Origin of the sequence: Streptomyces sp. NPDC001380 (genome assembly GCF_042895785.1) — a bacterium.
Lineage (GTDB): Bacteria > Actinomycetota > Actinomycetes > Streptomycetales > Streptomycetaceae > Peterkaempfera.
In genome coordinates, this window is sequence record NZ_JBIAWP010000009.1 from 148,329 (window position 1) to 166,771 (window position 18,443).

16 protein-coding genes are annotated in these 18,443 nt (G+C 73.4%); 12 read left to right on the top strand and 4 right to left on the bottom strand.

The features are described from left to right. Nucleotides 1–37: 37 nt before the first annotated feature. From ACFY07_RS13735 to ACFY07_RS13780, 10 genes are all read left to right on the top strand, one after another. The gene (locus tag ACFY07_RS13735; protein WP_230649432.1) at nt 38–826 is read left to right on the top strand and encodes a type III pantothenate kinase; all 789 of its coding nucleotides are present in this window, start codon (nt 38–40) and stop codon (nt 824–826) included. Between the two features lie 127 nt (nt 827–953). Further along, nucleotides 954–1,826 (top strand): hypothetical protein, encoded by an 873-nt coding sequence (locus ACFY07_RS13740; RefSeq protein WP_390868835.1) that lies wholly within the window; start codon nt 954–956, stop codon nt 1,824–1,826. A gap of 379 nt (nt 1,827–2,205) precedes the next feature. Continuing rightward, complete coding sequence (locus ACFY07_RS13745; protein WP_390868836.1) at nt 2,206–4,086, top strand: LPXTG cell wall anchor domain-containing protein; 1,881 nt, start codon at nt 2,206–2,208, stop codon at nt 4,084–4,086. 78 nt (nt 4,087–4,164) lie between these two features. Further along, nucleotides 4,165–5,688, top strand: a complete 1,524-nt coding sequence (gene lysX, locus ACFY07_RS13750) for a bifunctional lysylphosphatidylglycerol synthetase/lysine--tRNA ligase LysX (RefSeq protein WP_390868837.1) — start codon at nt 4,165–4,167, stop codon at nt 5,686–5,688. Nucleotides 5,689–5,693: 5 nt separating this feature from the next. Continuing rightward, nucleotides 5,694–5,864 (top strand): hypothetical protein, encoded by a 171-nt coding sequence (locus tag ACFY07_RS13755; protein WP_390868838.1) that lies wholly within the window; start codon nt 5,694–5,696, stop codon nt 5,862–5,864. Between the two features lie 329 nt (nt 5,865–6,193). Further along, the gene (locus ACFY07_RS13760) at nt 6,194–6,796 is read left to right on the top strand and encodes a BlaI/MecI/CopY family transcriptional regulator (RefSeq protein ID WP_390868839.1); all 603 of its coding nucleotides are present in this window, start codon (nt 6,194–6,196) and stop codon (nt 6,794–6,796) included. Nucleotides 6,797–6,806: 10 nt separating this feature from the next. After that, nucleotides 6,807–7,310, top strand: coding sequence for an amino-acid N-acetyltransferase (locus tag ACFY07_RS13765; RefSeq protein WP_230649440.1), 504 nt, complete (start codon nt 6,807–6,809; stop codon nt 7,308–7,310). A 160-nt stretch (nt 7,311–7,470) separates the two neighbouring features. Further along, complete coding sequence (locus ACFY07_RS13770) at nt 7,471–7,827, top strand: Lsr2 family protein (RefSeq protein ID WP_390868840.1); 357 nt, start codon at nt 7,471–7,473, stop codon at nt 7,825–7,827. A gap of 338 nt (nt 7,828–8,165) precedes the next feature. Further along, nucleotides 8,166–10,673 (top strand): ATP-dependent Clp protease ATP-binding subunit, encoded by a 2,508-nt coding sequence (locus ACFY07_RS13775; protein ID WP_230748129.1) that lies wholly within the window; start codon nt 8,166–8,168, stop codon nt 10,671–10,673. A 238-nt stretch (nt 10,674–10,911) separates the two neighbouring features. Then, nucleotides 10,912–11,658, top strand: coding sequence for a hypothetical protein (locus ACFY07_RS13780; protein WP_390868841.1), 747 nt, complete (start codon nt 10,912–10,914; stop codon nt 11,656–11,658). Nucleotides 11,659–11,836: 178 nt separating this feature from the next. Here the strand turns inward: ACFY07_RS13780 and ACFY07_RS13785 are convergent, their stop codons facing one another. Further along, nucleotides 11,837–12,685, bottom strand: a complete 849-nt coding sequence (locus ACFY07_RS13785; protein ID WP_390868842.1) for a M23 family metallopeptidase — start codon at nt 12,683–12,685, stop codon at nt 11,837–11,839. A gap of 558 nt (nt 12,686–13,243) precedes the next feature. Between ACFY07_RS13785 and ACFY07_RS13790 the strand changes: the two genes are divergently transcribed. Next, a protein-coding gene (locus ACFY07_RS13790) for an IS5 family transposase (RefSeq protein ID WP_390868843.1) occupies nt 13,244–14,187 on the top strand; the annotation gives its coding sequence in 2 pieces (ribosomal slippage) (nt 13,244–13,633 and nt 13,636–14,187; 942 coding nt in all). Between the two features lie 25 nt (nt 14,188–14,212). Here the strand turns inward: ACFY07_RS13790 and ACFY07_RS13795 are convergent. Together ACFY07_RS13795 and ACFY07_RS13800 are read right to left on the bottom strand one after the other, a co-directional pair. Then, complete coding sequence (locus ACFY07_RS13795) at nt 14,213–14,839, bottom strand: hypothetical protein (RefSeq protein ID WP_390868844.1); 627 nt, start codon at nt 14,837–14,839, stop codon at nt 14,213–14,215. 78 nt (nt 14,840–14,917) lie between these two features. Then, complete coding sequence (locus ACFY07_RS13800) at nt 14,918–15,562, bottom strand: TetR/AcrR family transcriptional regulator (protein WP_390868845.1); 645 nt, start codon at nt 15,560–15,562, stop codon at nt 14,918–14,920. A gap of 334 nt (nt 15,563–15,896) precedes the next feature. Here ACFY07_RS13800 and ACFY07_RS13805 point away from each other — a divergent pair, with 334 nt between their 5' ends. Then, the gene (locus tag ACFY07_RS13805; RefSeq protein WP_390868924.1) at nt 15,897–17,417 is read left to right on the top strand and encodes an MDR family MFS transporter; all 1,521 of its coding nucleotides are present in this window, start codon (nt 15,897–15,899) and stop codon (nt 17,415–17,417) included. A 103-nt stretch (nt 17,418–17,520) separates the two neighbouring features. On the opposite strand, the gene ACFY07_RS13810 is transcribed toward ACFY07_RS13805, so the two are convergent. Further along, on the bottom strand, nt 17,521–18,429 hold the full coding sequence (locus tag ACFY07_RS13810; RefSeq protein WP_390868846.1) for an A/G-specific adenine glycosylase: 909 nt from the start codon (nt 18,427–18,429) through the stop codon (nt 17,521–17,523). Nucleotides 18,430–18,443 lie beyond the last annotated feature (14 nt).

The following is an 18,443-nucleotide window of genomic DNA, read 5'->3' on the forward strand; positions in this document are numbered from 1 at the left end:
GACCCGTCAGGCCCCACGACCCGTCAGGACTCGCCCCATGCTGCTCACCATCGACGTCGGCAACACCCACACCGTCCTCGGCCTCTTCGACGGCGAGGACATTGTCGAGCACTGGCGGGTCTCCACCGACCCGCGGCGCACGGCCGACGAGATGGCGGTGCTCATGCAGGGACTGATGGGCGCCCACCCGGTGCTCGGCGAGGACTCGGTGGACGGGCTCGCGATCTGCTCCACCGTCCCGTCGGTCCTGCACGAGCTGCGCGAGGTGACCCGCCGCTACTACGGCGACGTCCCCGCCGTCCTCGTCGAGCCCGGGGTGAAGACCGGGGTGCACGTCCTCATGGACAACCCCAAGGAGGTGGGCGCCGACCGCATCGTCAACGCGCTGGCCGCCAACCACCTCTACGGCGGCCCCTGCATCGTGGTCGACTTCGGCACCGCCACCACCTTCGACGCGGTCAACCAGCGCGGCGACTACGTGGGCGGCGCCATCGCCCCCGGCATCGAGATCTCGGTCGACGCGCTGGGGGTCCGCGGCGCCCAGCTGCGCAAGATCGAACTGGCCCGGCCGCGCAGCGTGATCGGCAAGAACACGGTGGAGGCGATGCAGGCGGGCATCCTCTACGGGTTCGCCGGCCAGGTCGACGGCGTGGTGGGCCGGATGGCCGCCGAGCTGTCCGACGACCCCGACGACGTGCAGGTCATCGCCACCGGCGGCCTCGCCCCGCTGGTCCTCGGCGAGGCCGCCTCCATCGACGAGCACGAGCCCTGGCTGACGCTCATCGGACTGCGCCTCGTCTACGAGCGCAACGCACCCGCCCGCTGACCCCGCCGGGCGCGGCCGACACACCGTCACGTCACGCGAAAGGTCGTATCACCGCACCATCCGCCAATCGGGACACGGCCTCGCGTCAATGCCATCGAACCGGGCATAACCGACGTACCGTCAAGCCATGCCTACGCCACACGGGTCCCGGGGCGGCATGGCCTTCAGCTCCGACGAGCTGCGGGTCCTGCGCCGCGCCCTCACCCAGGTCCTCCATCCGGCCGTCCCCTCGCAGAGCGGCGTGGTCCGGACACCCTGGGACGGCGACGTGTGGACCGAGGACGTCCAGGACTTCCTGCGTCTGGCCCAGTCCATCGACGAGGCCGTCCGCGAGGGCGGGCGGCTGCGCGCCTTCCTCCTCGCCGACCTCGCCCGCTACCGCGACGCCCTGCCCGGCGGCGCCCCCGGCTACCTGGAGCGGCTGGAGGAGGCCGTCGCCGACGGCTACCTCCCCGGGCCGGAGGACCTCCGCGCGCTCCGCCGGCTGGCCGCCCTGCCCTGCGGGCGGGGCGAGCAGGCCCGCCGCTCCCGGCTGGCCGGCCGCTGCCACGCCCTGGCCGAGGCCGCCGTGCGGGAGCGCCTGGCCGCCGCCGCGGCGACGCCGCCGCGGCACCTGACCGCCGTCCCCGCGGTCCCGGCCCCCGCGGCCCCGGCGGGCCGCGCCACGGTCGGCCTGGCCTCCGCCGGCCGCGCCCTCGCCGGCCACGTCCCGACCGGCCGTGCCCTCAGCGGCGCCGCCCCGACGAGCCTCGCCCCGACGAGCCACGCCCCGACCAGCCACGCCCCGACGAGCCACGGAGGACCGATCCCGATGAGCACCGCCGAGCCCCGCCGTCCCGAGCCCGCCGCCGAGCAGGGGGCGGAGCGGGACCGGGGCGGCCAGTCCGGCCCCCGTCCGGTCCCCACCCCTGCGGACCTCTTCGCGCGCCGCTCCCGCCCCGCGGCCCCCGCCGCACCGGAGGACCACGACGACACCGAGCTCGCCACCGGCACCGGCTGACCGGACCGGCCCCTGCCCCGGGCCCCGCCGCCCTTCCCGGCGGCGGGGCCCGCCGCACCTCCGCCCGTCCCCTCCCGCGCACCGCCCCGGGCCCCCGGCGCGGCCGCGCCGTCCGGCGGCCGGGCGGACCCCGCCCCGGGACACCGGCCCCGGGACACCCGCCCCGGGACACCGGCTCCGAGGCGCCCGCCCCGCCCGGCTGCGCCGCGGACAGCCCCGGACCCGGCGCAACACCCGGGACACCCACAGATCGCTGCAACAGTTCCGCAACAGCTTCACGGGTCGTCCCATTCGCCCCGACTGCGCACTCGCCCCCCGGCGCCGGACTGGTTGGATCCGAGGTCTCCGATCTCCACTCCTCCGCTGCAGGGAACCCCCCATGGGACACCAGCGCACCCGGCGGACCGCCCGGTCCGCCGCCTCGGCGGCCGCCGCGGCCGCCGCCCTCCTCACCGCCGGGCTCGTCGCCGCCGTACCCGCCCACGCGACCGGTACGGCCGGTACGGCCGGCGCCGCCGGTGCGGCCGGCACGTCCGGCGTGACCGCTCCGTCCGGTGCGGACGCGCTCCTCTTCGTCGACGCGCCCCCCTCCGTGACCGTCGCGCCGCGCCCCGCCGCAGCCGGCGCCGCGGACGCCTTCAAGCCCCTCGACCTCACCGTGGGCGACGAGGGCGGGGGTCGGGTCACCGGCCTGCGCCTGACCGTCGACGCCGGCGCCCTGGCCGGCCGGGCCGAGCTGCAGCTCCCCGCCGGCTGCTCCTTCGCCGACGCCTCCCGGCTGCGCGCCGACTGCACCGCCGCCTCCGTCAAGGACTTCGCGCACTTCGGCCTCGGCATCCGCGCCGCCGCCGGCGCCGCGCCCGGCGCCTCCGGCTCGATCCGCTACACCGTGACCGCCGACCACGCCGCGCAGGACCCCGAGGCCGTGGCCACCCGGTTCCGCATCGCCTCCGGCCCCGACCTGGCCGTCCAGCAGCTCCCCTCCGCCACCCGGATCGCCCCGGGCGGCACCGTCCCGCTGCCCGGCGCGGTCGCGAACAACGGCGACCAGGACGCCAGGGGCGTCGTGATGCTCGCCGAGGTGCAGAGCGGCTTCCGGTTCGCCGGCAGCCACAGCAACTGCCGCTACGGCGTCCACCCGGCCCAGGACAAGTCCCTGCTCCCCGGCACGACCGTGCTCTGCCGCTTCGACGCCGCCGTCCTGCCGGCGGGGACCGTCCACCGGCTCTCCGCGCCGCTGGCGGTCGCGGCCGACAAGGACGCGGGCACGGGCTTCCTCGGCCTCGCCTTCGACGTCGCGGGCGGGGACATCGACTCCGCACACTTCACCGGCGGCACCGCCGGCACCGGCCCTGCGCTGACCCTGGAGGCCGCGCCCGGTGTGCGGTCCGCCGCCAAGGACATCGACTTCGACGACAACGTGACGCTCACCACGCTGGAGACCGGCCTCACCACGGACCTGGCGGCCCTCCCCGCCGCCGTCACCGGCACCGTCGGCAGGCCGGCGGACCTGACCCTCACCGTCCGCAACGTCGGCACCGCCGCCGTCCAGGCGGTCCCCGCCGACCTCGGCCTCCCCGGCGGGACCCCCGCCACCGTCTCCGCCCTCTCCCTGGTCGCGCTGCCGGCCGGCGTCACCGTGGAGAGGACGCCCCGGTACTGTGCCGAGCCGCCCGCCGGCGCCTTCGCCGCCTCCGTGGGCGGCCCGGTGCAGAGGCGGCTCGCCGACCGGCTGCGGGGCGAGGTCCGCTCGGCCCGCACCCGGGCCGGTGCGCACGGGCGCGTCTACCTGTGCTGGATCGAGGGCAAGCTCCCGGCGGGCGGCTCCGCCTCGACGACCTTCACCGTCAAGGCGTCCCGGGCGCTCGACCGGGCCCGCGGCGACTTCCTCGTCCAGGCCTTCGCACCCGAGACGACGGAGCGCAACAACGAGGCGGCGGTCCTCGTCACCGCGAAGGCCGGGTCCGGCTCGACGGGTGGCTCCACCGGCGGTTCCGGCTCGACGGGCGGCTCGACGGGCGGGTCCGGCTCGACCGGCGGTTCGACGGGCGGCTCCACCGGCGGTTCCGGCTCCACGGGCGGCTCCACGACCGGTTCGGCGGGCGCCAGCGGCTCCGGCTCCACCGGCGGATCGTCCGCCGGCGGCGGCGACCTCGCCTCCACCGGCTCCTCCGGGACCGGCCTGCTCGCCGGAGCCGGCGCCGCCGCCGTGGCGGTCGGTGCGGGCCTCTTCGTCGCCGTCCGGCGCCGCCGGGCCTGACCCGCGGACTCCGCCGGGGGTGCGGCGCGACCGTCATCCGGTCGCACCGCACCCCCGGCGCGTCGATACCCTGGTGTGGTGACAGAGCAGACCTCCGCCCCCGCCGCCCCGGACGACCTCCCCGAGCAGATGCGGGTCCGGCGCGAGAAGCTGGACCGGCTGCGCGCAGCCGGCGTCGACCCCTACCCGGTCGGCTTCCCGCGCACGACCACTATCGCGGATCTGCGGGCCGAGCACCCCGACCTCGCCCCCGACACCGCCACCGGCGCGCGGGCGGGCGTGACCGGCCGGGTCGTGCTGAGCCGCACGGGCGGCAAACTCTGCTTCGCCACCCTCCGCGACGGCAGCGGCGACCTGCAGGTCATGCTGTCGCTGGACAAGCTGGGCGAGGAGCGCCTCGCCGAGTGGAAGCGCGACATCGACCTCGGCGACCACGTGGGCGTCGAGGGCGAGGTGATCACCTCCCGGCGCGGAGAGCTGTCGGTGATGGTCGACCGCTGGGAGCTCACCGCCAAGTGCCTGCGCCCGCTGCCGGACAAGCACAAGGGCCTCACGGACCCCGAGGCCCGGGTCCGCCAGCGCTACGTGGACCTCATCGTCAACCCCGAGGCGCGGGAGATGCTCTACCTGCGTTCCAAGGTGGTCCGCTCGATCCGCCGCACCTACGAGGACCGCGGCTACACCGAGGTCGAGACCCCGATGCTGCAGCCGATCCACGGCGGCGCCAACGCCCGCCCGTTCACCACGCACATCAACGCCTACGGCATCGACCTCTACCTGCGGATCGCCACCGAGCTGTACCTCAAGCGGCTGGTGGTCGGCGGCGCCGAGAAGGTCTTCGAGATCAACCGGAACTTCCGGAACGAGGGCGCCGACGCGACCCACAACCCGGAGTTCACCGCCCTGGAGTCGTACGAGGCGTACGGCGACTACGGCACCCAGGCCGAGCTGACCCGGGAGATCATCCTCAACGCGGCCCGCGACGCCCTCGGCACCACCGTGGTGCGCGGCACCGACGCCCACGGGGTGGAGCACGAGATCGACCTGGCCGAGCCGTGGAGCGAGGTGTCCGTCTACCCCGGCATCTCCGAGCGCCTCGGCGAGGAGGTCACCCCGGAGACCTCGGTGGAGCAGCTGCGCAAGCTCGCCGACGCGGCGGGCGTCCCCTACGAGCAGAAGTGGGGCCACGGCCAGATCGTCCTGGAGATGATCGAGCGGCTGCTGGAGGAGAACGCGGTCGCGCCGACCTTCATCAAGGACTACCCGGTCGAGGTCTCCCCCCTCACCCGGGCGCACCGCAGCCTGCCCGGCGTGGCCGAGAAGTGGGACCTGGTGATCTTCGGGACCGAGATCGCCACCGCCTACTCCGAGCTGATCGACCCCGTCGAGCAGCGGGCCCGCCTCACCGCCCAGTCGCTGCTGGCGGCCGGCGGCGACGTCGAGGCCATGCAGCTCGACGAGGACTTCCTGCGCGCCCTGGAGTACGCCATGCCCCCCACCGGCGGCATGGGCCTCGGCGTGGACCGCCTCATCATGCTGCTCACCGGCAGGAACATCCGGGAGACAGTCCTCTTCCCCCTGGTCAAGCCCGAAGGAGTGTGACGACGGTGGACTACGTCAGCGCGATCGTGCCCCCGCTGGTGATGGCGGTCGGCTTCGGCTTCGTCATCCGTGCGATCATCCGCAGCCAGGGCGGGGTCCAGAAGGCCAAGGAGGACGCCTACGCGGACGCCCTCGCCGCCGAGGCGGCGCACGCGCCCCGCGGCGCCGCCGAGTAGCGGACCCCGGGCCCGGGCCCCCGCCCGGTCCCGTCCGGCACCGCCGGACCTCCGTACGACCCACCGGAGCCGCCACCGCACCGCGGTGGCGGCTCCGGCGTCCTCCCGCCCCCTGAGCCCCGCACCCCCGGCACCGCACTCACCCCCGGCCGCGCGCCCCGCGGCACCGCACCCCGGCAGCGCGCCCTGCGGCACCGCGGCACCGCGCCCCGCAGCGCCGCCCGCCGGATGCCGCATGCCGCGCTCCGTCCGCATTGCCGTCTATGGTGTATTTGCCCGCCTTGCTTCCGTACGGCGCGCTGCCGACTCGGCCGAGGGAGGTGCTCCGGATGGTGCGGCAACTCGGCGAACTCGAGAACGAGGTCATGACGAGGGTGTGGCAGTGGAACCGCCCGGTGACCGTTCGCGAGGTGCTGGAGGACCTGCACCGGGAACGGGAGATCGCGTACACCACCGTGATGACGGTGATGGACAAGCTCTTCCAGAAGGGCTGGCTGCGCCGGGAACGCGAGGGGCGCGCCTACCGATATGAACCGGTCTCCTCCCGCGAGGCGTACACGGCTGCGTTGATGAACGACGCGTGGGCGACGAGCGACAACCCCGCGGCGGCACTTGTGCACTTCTTCGGGATGATGTCGCCGGAACAGCAGGAGGCGTTGCGCGACGCATTGCGGGTGGCGGCCCCCTCCGATCCCGCGCACTCCGACCGCACCCCGCCGGATACGGGTGCGCCGGATACGGATACGCCGGATACGGGCGGGCCCGATACCGCACGGGCCGGCACGGCCGTGTCCGGCGGCCGCACCTCCGGTACGGAAGCGGCGGACGGCCCCGCGGACGGCCCTCCGCCCGGACATTCGCCCCCGCCCGCGCCGGCCGCCGGGGAGCGCGGTCCCGGACAGGGCGGCCCGCCGCCGGATGCGGCGCGATAGCGTCTCCGTCATGGAGGTCACGATCCGCCGCGCGCGGACCAGCGACGTGCGGGCCGTGCGCGCACTCATCGACGGCTACGCCCGCGAGCGGATTCTGCTCGACAAACCCACCGTCACCCTCTTCGAGGACGTGCAGGAGTTCTGGGTCGCCGAGCGCGACTGCGACGGCCGGGTGGTGGCGTGCGGCGCCCTGCACGTGATGTGGGAGGACCTCGCCGAGGTCCGCACCCTCGCCGTCGACCCGTCCTGCCTGGGCCTCGGCATCGGGCACCTCCTGCTCGACAAACTGCTGCACACCGCCCGCTGGCTGGGGGTGCGGCGCATTTTCTGCCTGACCTTCGAGGTGGACTTCTTCGCCAAACACGGCTTCGTCGAGATCGGCGACACCCCGGTGGAGGGCGATGTCCACGAAGAGCTCCTGCGTTCGTACGACGAGGGCGTGGCGGAGTTCCTGGATCTCGAACGTGTGAAGCCGAACACGCTCGGGAACTCCCGCATGCTCCTGGTTCTGTGAAGGGACTGCGGCGGTTATCGTCCCGTACGGTGGCTCCCGTCGCCGCGGGCGTGCGCCCGGCGCCGCCGCGCCGGTCCGCGGGCCGGGGGGTTTGTGTTTTCCGCGGAAAAGCGGTTTCCTTTCCCCAAGGCAATCCGTCGTTTAGTGGAAAGGGAAGCCCGTGGCGCAGAAGGTGCAGGTTCTTCTTGTCGACGATCTCGACGGCGGTGAGGCGGACGAGACCGTGATGTTCGCTCTCGACGGCGTTGCCTACGAGATCGACCTCAAGAGTGAGAATGCGGACAGGCTGCGCGAGGTGCTCGCGCCGTTCGTCGAGAAGGGCCGCAAGCAGAGCGGTCGGGTGGGCGGTTCCCGCGCCGGCCGCGGCCGCCCCGCCGCCGCGGGCCCGCGGCCCGCGAGCAGCAGCCAGGAGACGGCCAAGATCCGCTCCTGGGCCAAGGAGCAGGGCATGCCCGTCAACGACCGGGGCCGGGTGCCCAGCAACGTCCGCAAGGCCTACGAGGACGCCCACGCCTGAACCGGCCCCGGCCCTTCCGCCCGACGGAGCCCTCCCCCCGTCCCGGCGGCCTTCCCGGCCGCCGGGACGGGGGGTCGAAGCGCGGTCACAGCGGGTATGACCACGGTGACACCGTGGCGCGTTCGCCACGGGCGTAGCGGTATCAGGTGGATCCGGCTGGCCTGCGGGAACATCGTCTCGCAGCATCGGGTTGGGACTGTTGTCGGCTGCCGCGGGGGAACGCCCCGCGTCGGGTGTCGACGGTTGAAGTGAGCTGTCCCGCTGCGCGGGACTAGCATGCGGAAGGACAGGGAGGGGACCGACCCCTAACTGCCCGACCGCTCTGAGGAGCGATAACGATGTTCGAGAGGTTCACCGACCGCGCGCGGCGGGTTGTCGTCCTGGCCCAGGAAGAGGCCCGGATGCTCAACCACAACTACATCGGTACTGAGCACATCCTCCTGGGCCTGATCCACGAGGGTGAGGGTGTCGCTGCGAAGGCCCTGGAGAGCCTCGGGATTTCGCTCGAGGCGGTCCGCCAGCAGGTGGAGGAGATCATCGGCCAGGGCCAGCAGGCCCCGTCCGGCCACATCCCCTTCACCCCCCGTGCCAAGAAGGTGCTGGAGCTCTCCCTGAGGGAGGCCCTGCAGCTCGGCCACAACTACATCGGCACCGAGCACATCCTGCTCGGCCTGATCCGGGAGGGCGAGGGCGTCGCCGCCCAGGTCCTGGTGAAGCTCGGCGCCGACCTCAACCGGGTGCGGCAGCAGGTCATCCAGCTGCTCTCCGGCTACCAGGGCAAGGAGACCGCCACCGCCGGCGGTCCGGCCGAGGGCACCCCCTCGACCTCCCTGGTCCTCGACCAGTTCGGCCGCAACCTCACGCAGGCCGCCCGCGAGGCCAAGCTCGACCCGGTGATCGGGCGCGAGAAGGAGATCGAGCGGGTCATGCAGGTGCTGTCCCGCCGCACCAAGAACAACCCGGTGCTCATCGGCGAGCCCGGCGTGGGCAAGACCGCCGTCGTCGAGGGCCTGGCGCAGGCCATCGTCAAGGGCGAGGTCCCGGAGACGCTGAAGGACAAGCAGCTCTACACCCTCGACCTGGGCGCGCTGGTCGCCGGCTCCCGCTACCGCGGTGACTTCGAGGAGCGCCTGAAGAAGGTGCTCAAGGAGATCCGCACCCGCGGCGACATCATCCTCTTCATCGACGAGCTGCACACCCTGGTCGGCGCCGGCGCCGCCGAGGGCGCCATCGACGCCGCCAGCATCCTCAAGCCGATGCTGGCCCGCGGCGAGCTGCAGACCATCGGTGCCACCACGCTCGACGAGTACCGCAAGCACCTGGAGAAGGACGCCGCGCTGGAGCGCCGCTTCCAGCCCATCCAGGTCGCGGAGCCGTCGCTGCCGCACACCATCGAGATCCTCAAGGGCCTGCGCGACCGGTACGAGGCGCACCACCGCGTCTCCATCACCGACGCCGCCCTGGTCGCCGCCGCCACCCTGGCCGACCGCTACATCTCGGACCGCTTCCTCCCCGACAAGGCGATCGACCTCATCGACGAGGCCGGCTCGCGGATGCGCATCCGCCGCATGACCGCGCCGCCGGACCTGCGCGAGTTCGACGAGAAGATCGCCGACGTGCGCCGGGAGAAGGAGTCCGCGATCGACGCGCAGGACTTCGAGAAGGCCGCCTCCCTCCGCGACAAGGAGAAGCAGCTCCTGCAGGCCAAGGCCAAGCGGGAGAAGGAGTGGAAGGCCGGCGACATGGACGTCGTCGCCGAGGTCGACGAGGAGCTGATCGCGGAGGTCCTGGCCACCGCCACCGGCATCCCGGTCTTCAAGCTCACCGAGGAGGAGTCCTCCCGCCTGCTGCGCATGGAGGACGAGCTCCACAAGCGCGTCATCGGGCAGAAGGACGCCATCAAGGCGCTGTCCCAGGCCATCCGCCGCACGCGGGCCGGCCTCAAGGACCCCAAGCGCCCCGGCGGCTCGTTCATCTTCGCCGGACCGTCCGGCGTCGGTAAGACCGAGCTGAGCAAGACCCTTGCCGAGTTCCTCTTCGGCGACGAGGACGCGCTCATCCAGCTCGACATGTCGGAGTTCTCCGAGAAGCACACCGTCTCGCGGCTGTTCGGCTCGCCCCCCGGCTACGTCGGCTACGAGGAGGGCGGCCAGCTCACCGAGAAGGTGCGCCGCAAGCCGTTCTCGGTCGTCCTCTTCGACGAGGTCGAGAAGGCCCACCCGGACATCTTCAACTCGCTGCTGCAGATCCTGGAGGACGGCCGCCTGACCGACTCCCAGGGCCGGGTCGTCGACTTCAAGAACACGGTCATCATCATGACCACCAACCTCGGCACCCGGGACATCTCCAAGGGCTTCAACCTGGGCTTCGCCGCCCAGGGCGACGTCCAGACCGGATACGAGCGGATGAAGGCCAAGGTCGGCGAGGAGCTCAAGCAGCACTTCCGGCCCGAGTTCCTCAACCGCGTCGACGACATCGTGGTCTTCCACCAGTTGTCCGAGGACGACATCATCCAGATCGTCGACCTCATGATCGCCCGGGTGGACGAGCGGCTCAAGGACCGCGACATGGGCATCGAGCTCTCCACCGAGGCCAAGAAGCTGCTGGCCAAGAAGGGCTACGACCCGATCCTGGGCGCCCGTCCGCTGCGCCGCACCATCCAGCGCGAGATCGAGGACGTGCTCTCCGAGAAGATCCTCTTCGGCGAGCTGCGCCCCGGTCACATCGTGGTGGTGGACACCGAGGGCGAGGGCAAGGAGACCAAGTTCACCTTCCGGGGTGAGGAGAAGGTCCCCGTCGCCGACGTCCCGCCGGTCACCACCGCCGGTCCGGACCTCACCAAGTAGGTCCGCGGCCGCGCACGGCCCGCACGGCGCGACGCCCCGCCGCCTCTCCGGAGGCGGCGGGGCGTCCGCGTGTCCGGGCCCGGCCCCCGTCCGGTCCGGTCACCCCCGTCCGGTCCGGTCGCCCCCGTCCGGTCCGGGGGGCGCGCGGCCGCCCCGCCGCAGCACTGCTAACGTCGGGAGGCCCGGGCAGCGGGGCACCGGTGCATCAGGGTTCAGGACACAGGGGCGGGAGGCCGGAATGCGGGTCGGCGGCGCACGCACGGCGGCGGTGCTCCTGGGGCCTGCGGTCCTGTCCGCGGCGCTCACGGCGTGCGGCGGCGGCGCCGCCCCGCAGGGCGACGCCGCGGGTGCCCGGTCCGCGGCCCCGGCCACCGCCTCGCACGCGCCGCCCGCACCGGCCTCCGACGGCCGGATCGCCGGGCTGTCGGACCGGTGGCTGGCCCGCATCCCCGCCCGTTCCCGCCAGGCCGTCGTGGTCTACGGCGACGGCCCCTCCGCCCCCACGGGCCGGGTCGTGCTCTACCGGCGGCACGGCGGCACCTGGACCGCCGAGGCGTCCTGGCGCTCCCACAACGGCCGCCGCGGCTGGACCCCCGACCACCGGGAGGGGGACCAGCGCAGCCCCGTGGGGGTCTTCACCCTGCACGACGCGGGCGGCGTCCTGCCGGACCCGGGGGCGAGGCTCCCTTACCACCACGACCCGGCCTTCACCCCGCCCGCCGCCTGGGGCCCCTCCCACCGGCACGACTTCGACCACGTGATCGCCGTCGACTACAACCGGGTGACCGGCACCTCCCCCCTGGACCCCCGCCGCCCCCGGGGCGCCTCCCGGGGCGGTTCGATCTGGCTCCACCTCGACCCCGGGGCCGGCTCCTCGGCCTGCGTCACCCTGCCCCTGGCGGCCATGCGGCAGCTGCTGCGCACCCTGGACCCGGCCCTGCACCCGGTCGTGGTGATGGGTGACCGGGCGACCCTGTCCTCCTGAGTCCGCACACCCCCGTCGGCCCGGACCGGCCGTCCGCCGGCTCGCGGGCCGACGGGCGGACCGCCCGGCGGGGGAGCGCCCGGCCGGGCCGCGGATGACGGGCCCCACGCCGTGCGGACACGCCCGCGGCCCCGCCGTCCGGGAGGGACGGCGGGGCCGCGGGCGAGGGGGGTGCGACTCAGAGCGAGACGCCCTTGCCCTGCAGGTACGAGACCGGGTCGATCACGGAACCGTAGGAGTTCACGTTGCGGATCTCGAAGTGCAGGTGCGGGCCGGTGGAGTTGCCGGTGCTGCCGGAGCGGCCGATCTGCTCGCCCGCCGACACGCTCTGGCCGGCGCCCACGGAGACGGACGACATGTGGGCGTACAGGGCGTAGTGGCCGTCGGCGAGCCGCAGGGTCACGGAGTTGCCGTAGGCGCCCGCCCAGCCGGCGGAGACGACGGTGGCGTTGCCGATCGAGTACAGCGGGGTGCCGGTGGAGACGGCCCAGTCGGCGCCGGTGTGGTACCCGGCGGCGTAGCCGCTGTTCGGCACACCGAAGGACTGGCTGAACGGGGTGCCGGCCGGGACCGGGGAGGCGTAGCCGGACGTGGCCGCGGTGGCCGCGGTGGCGTGCAGCTGCTGCCGCTCGGAGGAGCGGGAGGCGGCGGCCTTCTGGCGGGCCTCGGCGTTGGCGGCGGCGATCCGGTGCGCCTTGTGCGCGGCGGAGGCCTCGGCACGGGCGTCGGCGGCGGCCTTCCGGCGGGCCTCGGCGTTGGCCGCGGCGATCGTGTGCGCCTCGTGGGCGGCGTGGGCCTTCGCGGCGCCGGCGGAGGCCCGGGCGGCCTTGGCGGCCTCGTTGGCCAGGTGGATGGTGTGGGCCTCGTGCGCCGCGTGCGTGGCATGGGCCACGTGCGCCTCGTGGGCACTCAGGGTCTTGACGTCGTCCGCGGCGAAGGCGGTGCCGCCGAGGGCGGCGGTGGCCATGGTGGCGCCGGCGATGGCGGCGGCAAGACGGGTGGGACGGATACGGGCGGTGCGCTTCACGCTGGGTCCTCTATCGGTTCGACGGCCCGGTTGCCGCAGGGCACGGTGAGGTGCCGGTGCGCGGGCCGGGGCCCCGACTTTGAGCGGGGGCTTCAGCGGATCGGGTGAGAGGCCGAACTTCGATGTTTCGACCTGCTCCCCGTCGGGCAGAACCAGTGGTAACAAAGGCCCGCAGGCGGCCCAAAACGCCCGCTGTACTACGCATGTCCGTATACGGACCGTGCGGTGGGTGGAGGCATGGCCGATTTGCCTGCTGTGAGCAGGCACCACACGGCTGCGCACCGGCTACTACCGGTGCCCGTAGTCATCGGCATACGTGTGAGCGGGCTCACGGGTTTGCCCCCGCTCCGGAGGGGGAGACCCCCCCGCAGCTGTTCCCGGCCCTGCTCGGGACCGCCGTCGGGCACTGCCGGAACACCCGGCCGCCCCTCGGCTGTTCCCGGCCCGGCGGCCGCCCCCCGTCCTCAGCCGCTCCCGCCCCGTCCCCGGGCTGCCCCGCCCCTAGGAGCTGTCCGGACGATCATGTGACTGTCGGTTGGTCGGATCGTTGTCCCGTGTATGGGGCGGGGCGAGCGCGGTGATCTGTCGGACGCGGAGTGGGAGCGGCTGCGGCCGTTCCTGCCGGTGAGTAACGGTCGGTGTGGGCGGTGGCGTGATCACCGGCAGGTGATCGATGGGATTCTTCACCGGGTTCGGACCGGGGTGCACTGGCGCGATCTGCCGGAGCGGTTCGGGCCGTGGAAGACCGTTTATGAGCGCCATCGGTTGTGGTCGGCGGACGGCACCTGGGAGCTTCTGCTGCAGCGAGTCCAGGCGGCGACCGACGCGGCGGGCGAGATCGACTGGGACATCTCGGTGGACTCCACCATCGTGCGCGCGCACCAGCACGCGGCCGGTGCTCGCATCGATCCGCCGCCGGTCCTTGGTGGCTCAAAGGGGGCCGAGATGGTGGAACACCAGGACGAAAGTCCGTGGCAGAGTCTCGTCGGCCGGCTGGTGGAGGTGGTGCGGGAGGCGAGGGCCTGGGGCGTTCGCGCGGCGGCTTCACCAGCAAGATCCACCTGAGTGCGGACGGCCTCTGCCGCCCGCTGTCCCTGGTCGTCACGCCAGGACAGCGGGCCGACTGCACCCAGTTCGCGCCGGTACCGGAGAAGATCCGGGTCCCCCGGCTCGGGTCTGGCAGGCCCCGCAAGAAGCCGGACAGCGTTGCGGCCGATAAGGCCTACAGCAACGGCCCTTGCCGTCAGTACCTACGGCAGCGTGCCATCCGGCACACGATCCCGGAGAAGGCCGACAGCCAAGCCGCCCGCCTGCGCAAAGGATCGCGAGGCGGACGGCCACCAGGATTCGACGAGGAGCGGTACAAGAAGCGCAACACTGTCGAGAGGGCCATCAACAAGCTGAAGAACTCCCGCGCCGTCGCGACCCGTTACGACAAGCGCGGATACGTCTTCCTCGGCACCATCACCGTGGCCGCCCTCGTCATCTGGCTCCGCACATGATCAGTCACCGTCCGGGACCTCGTCATCAGCGACCCGGAAGGCTCCCTGCGCGGTCGGCGAGCCAGACGGCAACACGCTGCTTTTCCTCGCGGTTTGCGTAAGGGCTGTCGTAACGCGTGATCCACTCCAGGTGTCGCAGGACGTTCTCTGAGCGGTCCGGGTGATGCACCGCGAGCACGTCGATGCCGGTCTCGCCCGTCGAGGCTTCGATGTACACGCTGCCATCCAGAGCCATCATGCCGAAGCCCGGGTGGCCTGAGTGCACGCCCAGGAACGCCGATGCCGCGCCTCGGCCCATGATGTCCCAGCGATCCAGCAGCCGGACCCGGGTCCAGAGCGCCGGTGCAGTGTTGCCGCTGTGCAGGTGCTCCAGAGCGGCCCGGTGCGAACGGGTGCCCTGCGGAAGCTGCACGAGGAACTCCCGCCGGTGGTCGAAGAGGCCCGAGGAGACCGCCAGGTCGTACCAGTCCGCATTGAGCCGCTCGACCAGCCGCAAGGTGTCGTACCGGTGCGAGAAGCCTCCGGCCACGTCCTCCGCACCGTATCCGCGGACGAACGGCATCGTGTCCCCTGGCACAGCGTTGGGGATCACCTCGAGGCCAGCTCGCCGCAGAGGCCGGTACACCTTGCGGTCACGTTCCTGAATACCCATCGGCTCATGTCCTACCAGGGGTCCACAGCCCCGGGCCCGCCCTTTTCCTCCACCTCCACGTGATCGGCCGGACAGCTCCTAGGCGGTCCCGGCGTCCCCGTCCGCCTCGGCGCCCCCGGTCCCGCCGCCTCCCGCTCCGCCGGTCCCCGGCCGGATGAGGCGGGCGATCTCCAGCGCCACCTCCAGTGCCGCCGCCTGCCGCTCGGCCGCGTCGCCGGAGTCCGGCTCCTCGGGGTCCTCCTGCAGCAGGAACAGCCCCGCGTTGATCGCGAACAGGGACATGGCCGCCCGCACGCGGTCCTGGAAGGTCCGCTCGGGGCCCTCGATCAGGCGGATCATCGAGATCATCCGCTGCTTGAAGAGGGCGCCGGCGTTGAGCTCGCGGACCGCGGGCTGGTTCTCGTGGAAGAAGCGGAGCAGCCGGACGCGCTCGGCCATGCGCTCGGCGAAGCGGCGCACCACCTCGTCGCGCATCTCCGGGGACCAGGGCCGGCCCTCCCCCCAGGCGATGACCTCGTCGAGGGGGGCGGCGGCGGACTCCACGATGCCGCGGACGATGTCGTCCTTGGTCTTGAAGTGGTAGTACAGGGCGGCCTTGGTCACGCCCAGCCGGTCCGCGATCTCGCGCAGGGAGGTCTTCTCGTAGCCCTGCTCGGCGAAGAGTTCGAGGGCCACGTCGAGGATGCGGGCCCTGGTGTCGCCGCGCGGCGTGCGGGTGCTCATCGCTTGTTCATCGCCTCGGTCGTGTCCCTCGTCCGTGCGTGGCCGGCGGATGCCGGCCGGGTGTCCGGGGTCAGTCTTCCGCGCGGAGGGTGCTGGACGGAAATCAACTTGACGGCCGGCAGGCAGGCAGCCTAGCTTGCGGAGGAAAAGTTCACTAGCCGGTCGGCAAGTAAGTCACCAGGGGGCGGCACCGCCGGCCGGCCGTCGCAGGGAGGGCAACGTGTCGCGGAAACAGGCGGCGTCGCTGGAGCAGTCGGTACCGCCGCAGAGGGCGGCCGGACAGGAGGGGGCGGCCGCTTCCGAGTCCCGCTCGCCGCGGGAGATCCGCGTCGTCATGGTCGGCCTGGTGATCACCATGCTGCTGGCGATGCTCGACAACCTGATCGTCGGCACCGCGATGCCCACCATCGTCGGCGACCTCGGCGGCGCGGAGCACCTCTCCTGGGTGGTCACCTCCTACACCCTGGCCACCGCCGCCTCCACCCCGATCTGGGGCAAGCTCGGCGACCTCTACGGCCGCAAGGGCGTCTTCGTCGTCTCGATCGTGGTCTTCCTGGCGGGCTCGGCGCTGTCCGGCCTCTCGCAGACCATGGGCCAGCTGATCGGCTTCCGCGCGGTCCAGGGCCTGGGTGCCGGCGGCCTCATGGTCGGCGTGATGTCGATCATGGGCGCGCTGGTGCCCCCGCGCGACCGCGGCCGCTACCAGGGCATGTTCGCCGGCGTCATGGCCATCGCCATGATCGGCGGGCCGCTGGTCGGCGGGTTCATCACCGACCACCTCAACTGGCACTGGACCTTCTACATCAACCTGCCGCTGGGCGCCGTGGCCCTCGCCGTCGTGACCGCCACGCTGCACCTGCCCAGGACCCGCTCCACCGCCCGGATCGACTACCTCGGCGCCGCACTGCTCACCGTCGGCATCACCGCCCTGGTGCTCATCACCACCTGGGGCGGCCAGGAGTACGCGTGGGGGTCCGTGCAGATCCTCGGCATGGCCGTGCTCGCCGTGCTCTCCCTCGCCGGCTTCACCGCCGTCGAGCGCCGGGCCGAGGAGCCCGTGCTGCCGCTGGGCCTCTTCCGCAACCGCAACTTCACGCTCGTCTCGGTGATCGGCTTCCTGGTCGGTTTCACCATGTTCGGGTCGGTGACCTTCCTGCCGCTCTACCAGCAGACCGTCCAGGGCGCCTCCGCCACCAACTCCGGCCTGCTCCTCATGCCGATGATGCTGGGCATGCTCGTGGTCTCGCTGGTCGTCGGGCAGGCCGTCACCCGCACCGGCCGCTACCGGGTCTTCCCGATCCTCGGCACCGGCGTCATGGCGGGCGGCGCACTGCTGCTCTCCACCCTCTCCACCGACACCGGCCGGTTCACCTCCGGCGCCTACATGGTGGTGCTCGGCGCCGGCATGGGCTTCCTCATGCAGATCACCATGCTGGTCGCGCAGAACAGCGTGGAACCGAAGGACATGGGCGTCGCCAGCTCCACCGCGACCCTCTTCCGCACCATCGGCGGCTCCTTCGGCGTCGCGCTCTTCGGTGCCCTCTTCACCGACCGGGTCGCCGACACCATGCGGGACAGCCTCGGCGCGGCGGGCGGCAGGGCCGCCGACGGCACCGCCCAGCTCACCCCGTCCGTGCTGCGGACCCTGCCCGCCGCCTTCCAGGACGCCTACCACCACGCCGTCTCCAACGGCATCCACGCGGTCTTCCTGTGGGGCGCGGCGGTCTCGGTGCTCGGCATCGCCGCGGCCGTCCTCCTCAAGGAGGTGCCGCTCCGCGGCGCCGGGACGGAGTCCGGGGCCCCCGCGGCGGACGGCGCCGAGGGCGCGGTGCCCGAGCCCGCCGCGGCGCTCTGACGCCGGCGGCCCCACCGCGCCAGGAGGGCCGGACACCCCGCACGGGGTGTCCGGCCCTCCCTCCGTCCGGGGCACGGTCCTCGGGGCCCGGCCCTCCGGGGGCTCAGTCCGCCGCAGCCGCCCCCGGCAGCCGGTACAGGCCCTGCCCCACCGGCTCCACCAGCCCGTCGGCCACCAGGCCGTCCAGGGCCCGGGCCCGCTGCACCGGCTCGTCCCAGACGGCGTCCAGCGCGGCCTGCGCCACCTCGCCGTGCGCCTCCCGCAGCACCGCGAGCAGCCGGCCGCGCACCTGCCGGTCGGTGCCGACGTAGGTCTGGCCGCGCCGCGGCGGGCCGTCGTGCGGCGGGCTGCCCGCCAGGCGCCAGGCGCAGCCCGCCGCCACCGGGCACCCGCCGCAGCGCGGCGTGCGGGCGGTGCAGACCAGCGCCCCCAGCTCCATCACGGCCACCGCCCAGGTCGCGGCCGTCTCCTCGTCGTCCGGCAGCAGCGCGGTCGCGGTGCGGCGCTCGGCGGCGGTGGTGGCGGTCGGCGGGTACTCCACACCCTCGACCAGCCGGGCGAAGACCCGTCGCACGTTGGTGTCCAGCACCGCGTGGCGCTGCCGGAAGGCGAAGGACGCCACGGCGGCGGCGGTGTACTCGCCGACGCCGGGCAGCGCCAGCAGCTCCGCGTGGTCGGAGGGCACCGCGCCGCCGTGCCGCTCGGTGATCGCGGCGGCGGCGGCGTGCAGCCGCAGGGCGCGCCGGGGGTAGCCCAGACGGCCCCACATCCGCACCGCCTCGCCCGGGGGGTCGGCGGCCAGCGCGGCGGGCGTGGGCCAGCGCTCCAGCCAGGCGTCGTACGCGGGCAGCACCCGTTTCACGGGGGTCTGCTGGAGCATGAACTCACTGACCATCACCGCCCACGGCGTGGCGTCCGGTGCACGCCACGGCAGGTCGCGGGCGTGTTCGGCGTACCAGTCGAGGACGGTCGAGTGCAGCAGGGGCAGCGGCAGGGCGGTTTCTCCGGACATCTCCCCCCGATCCT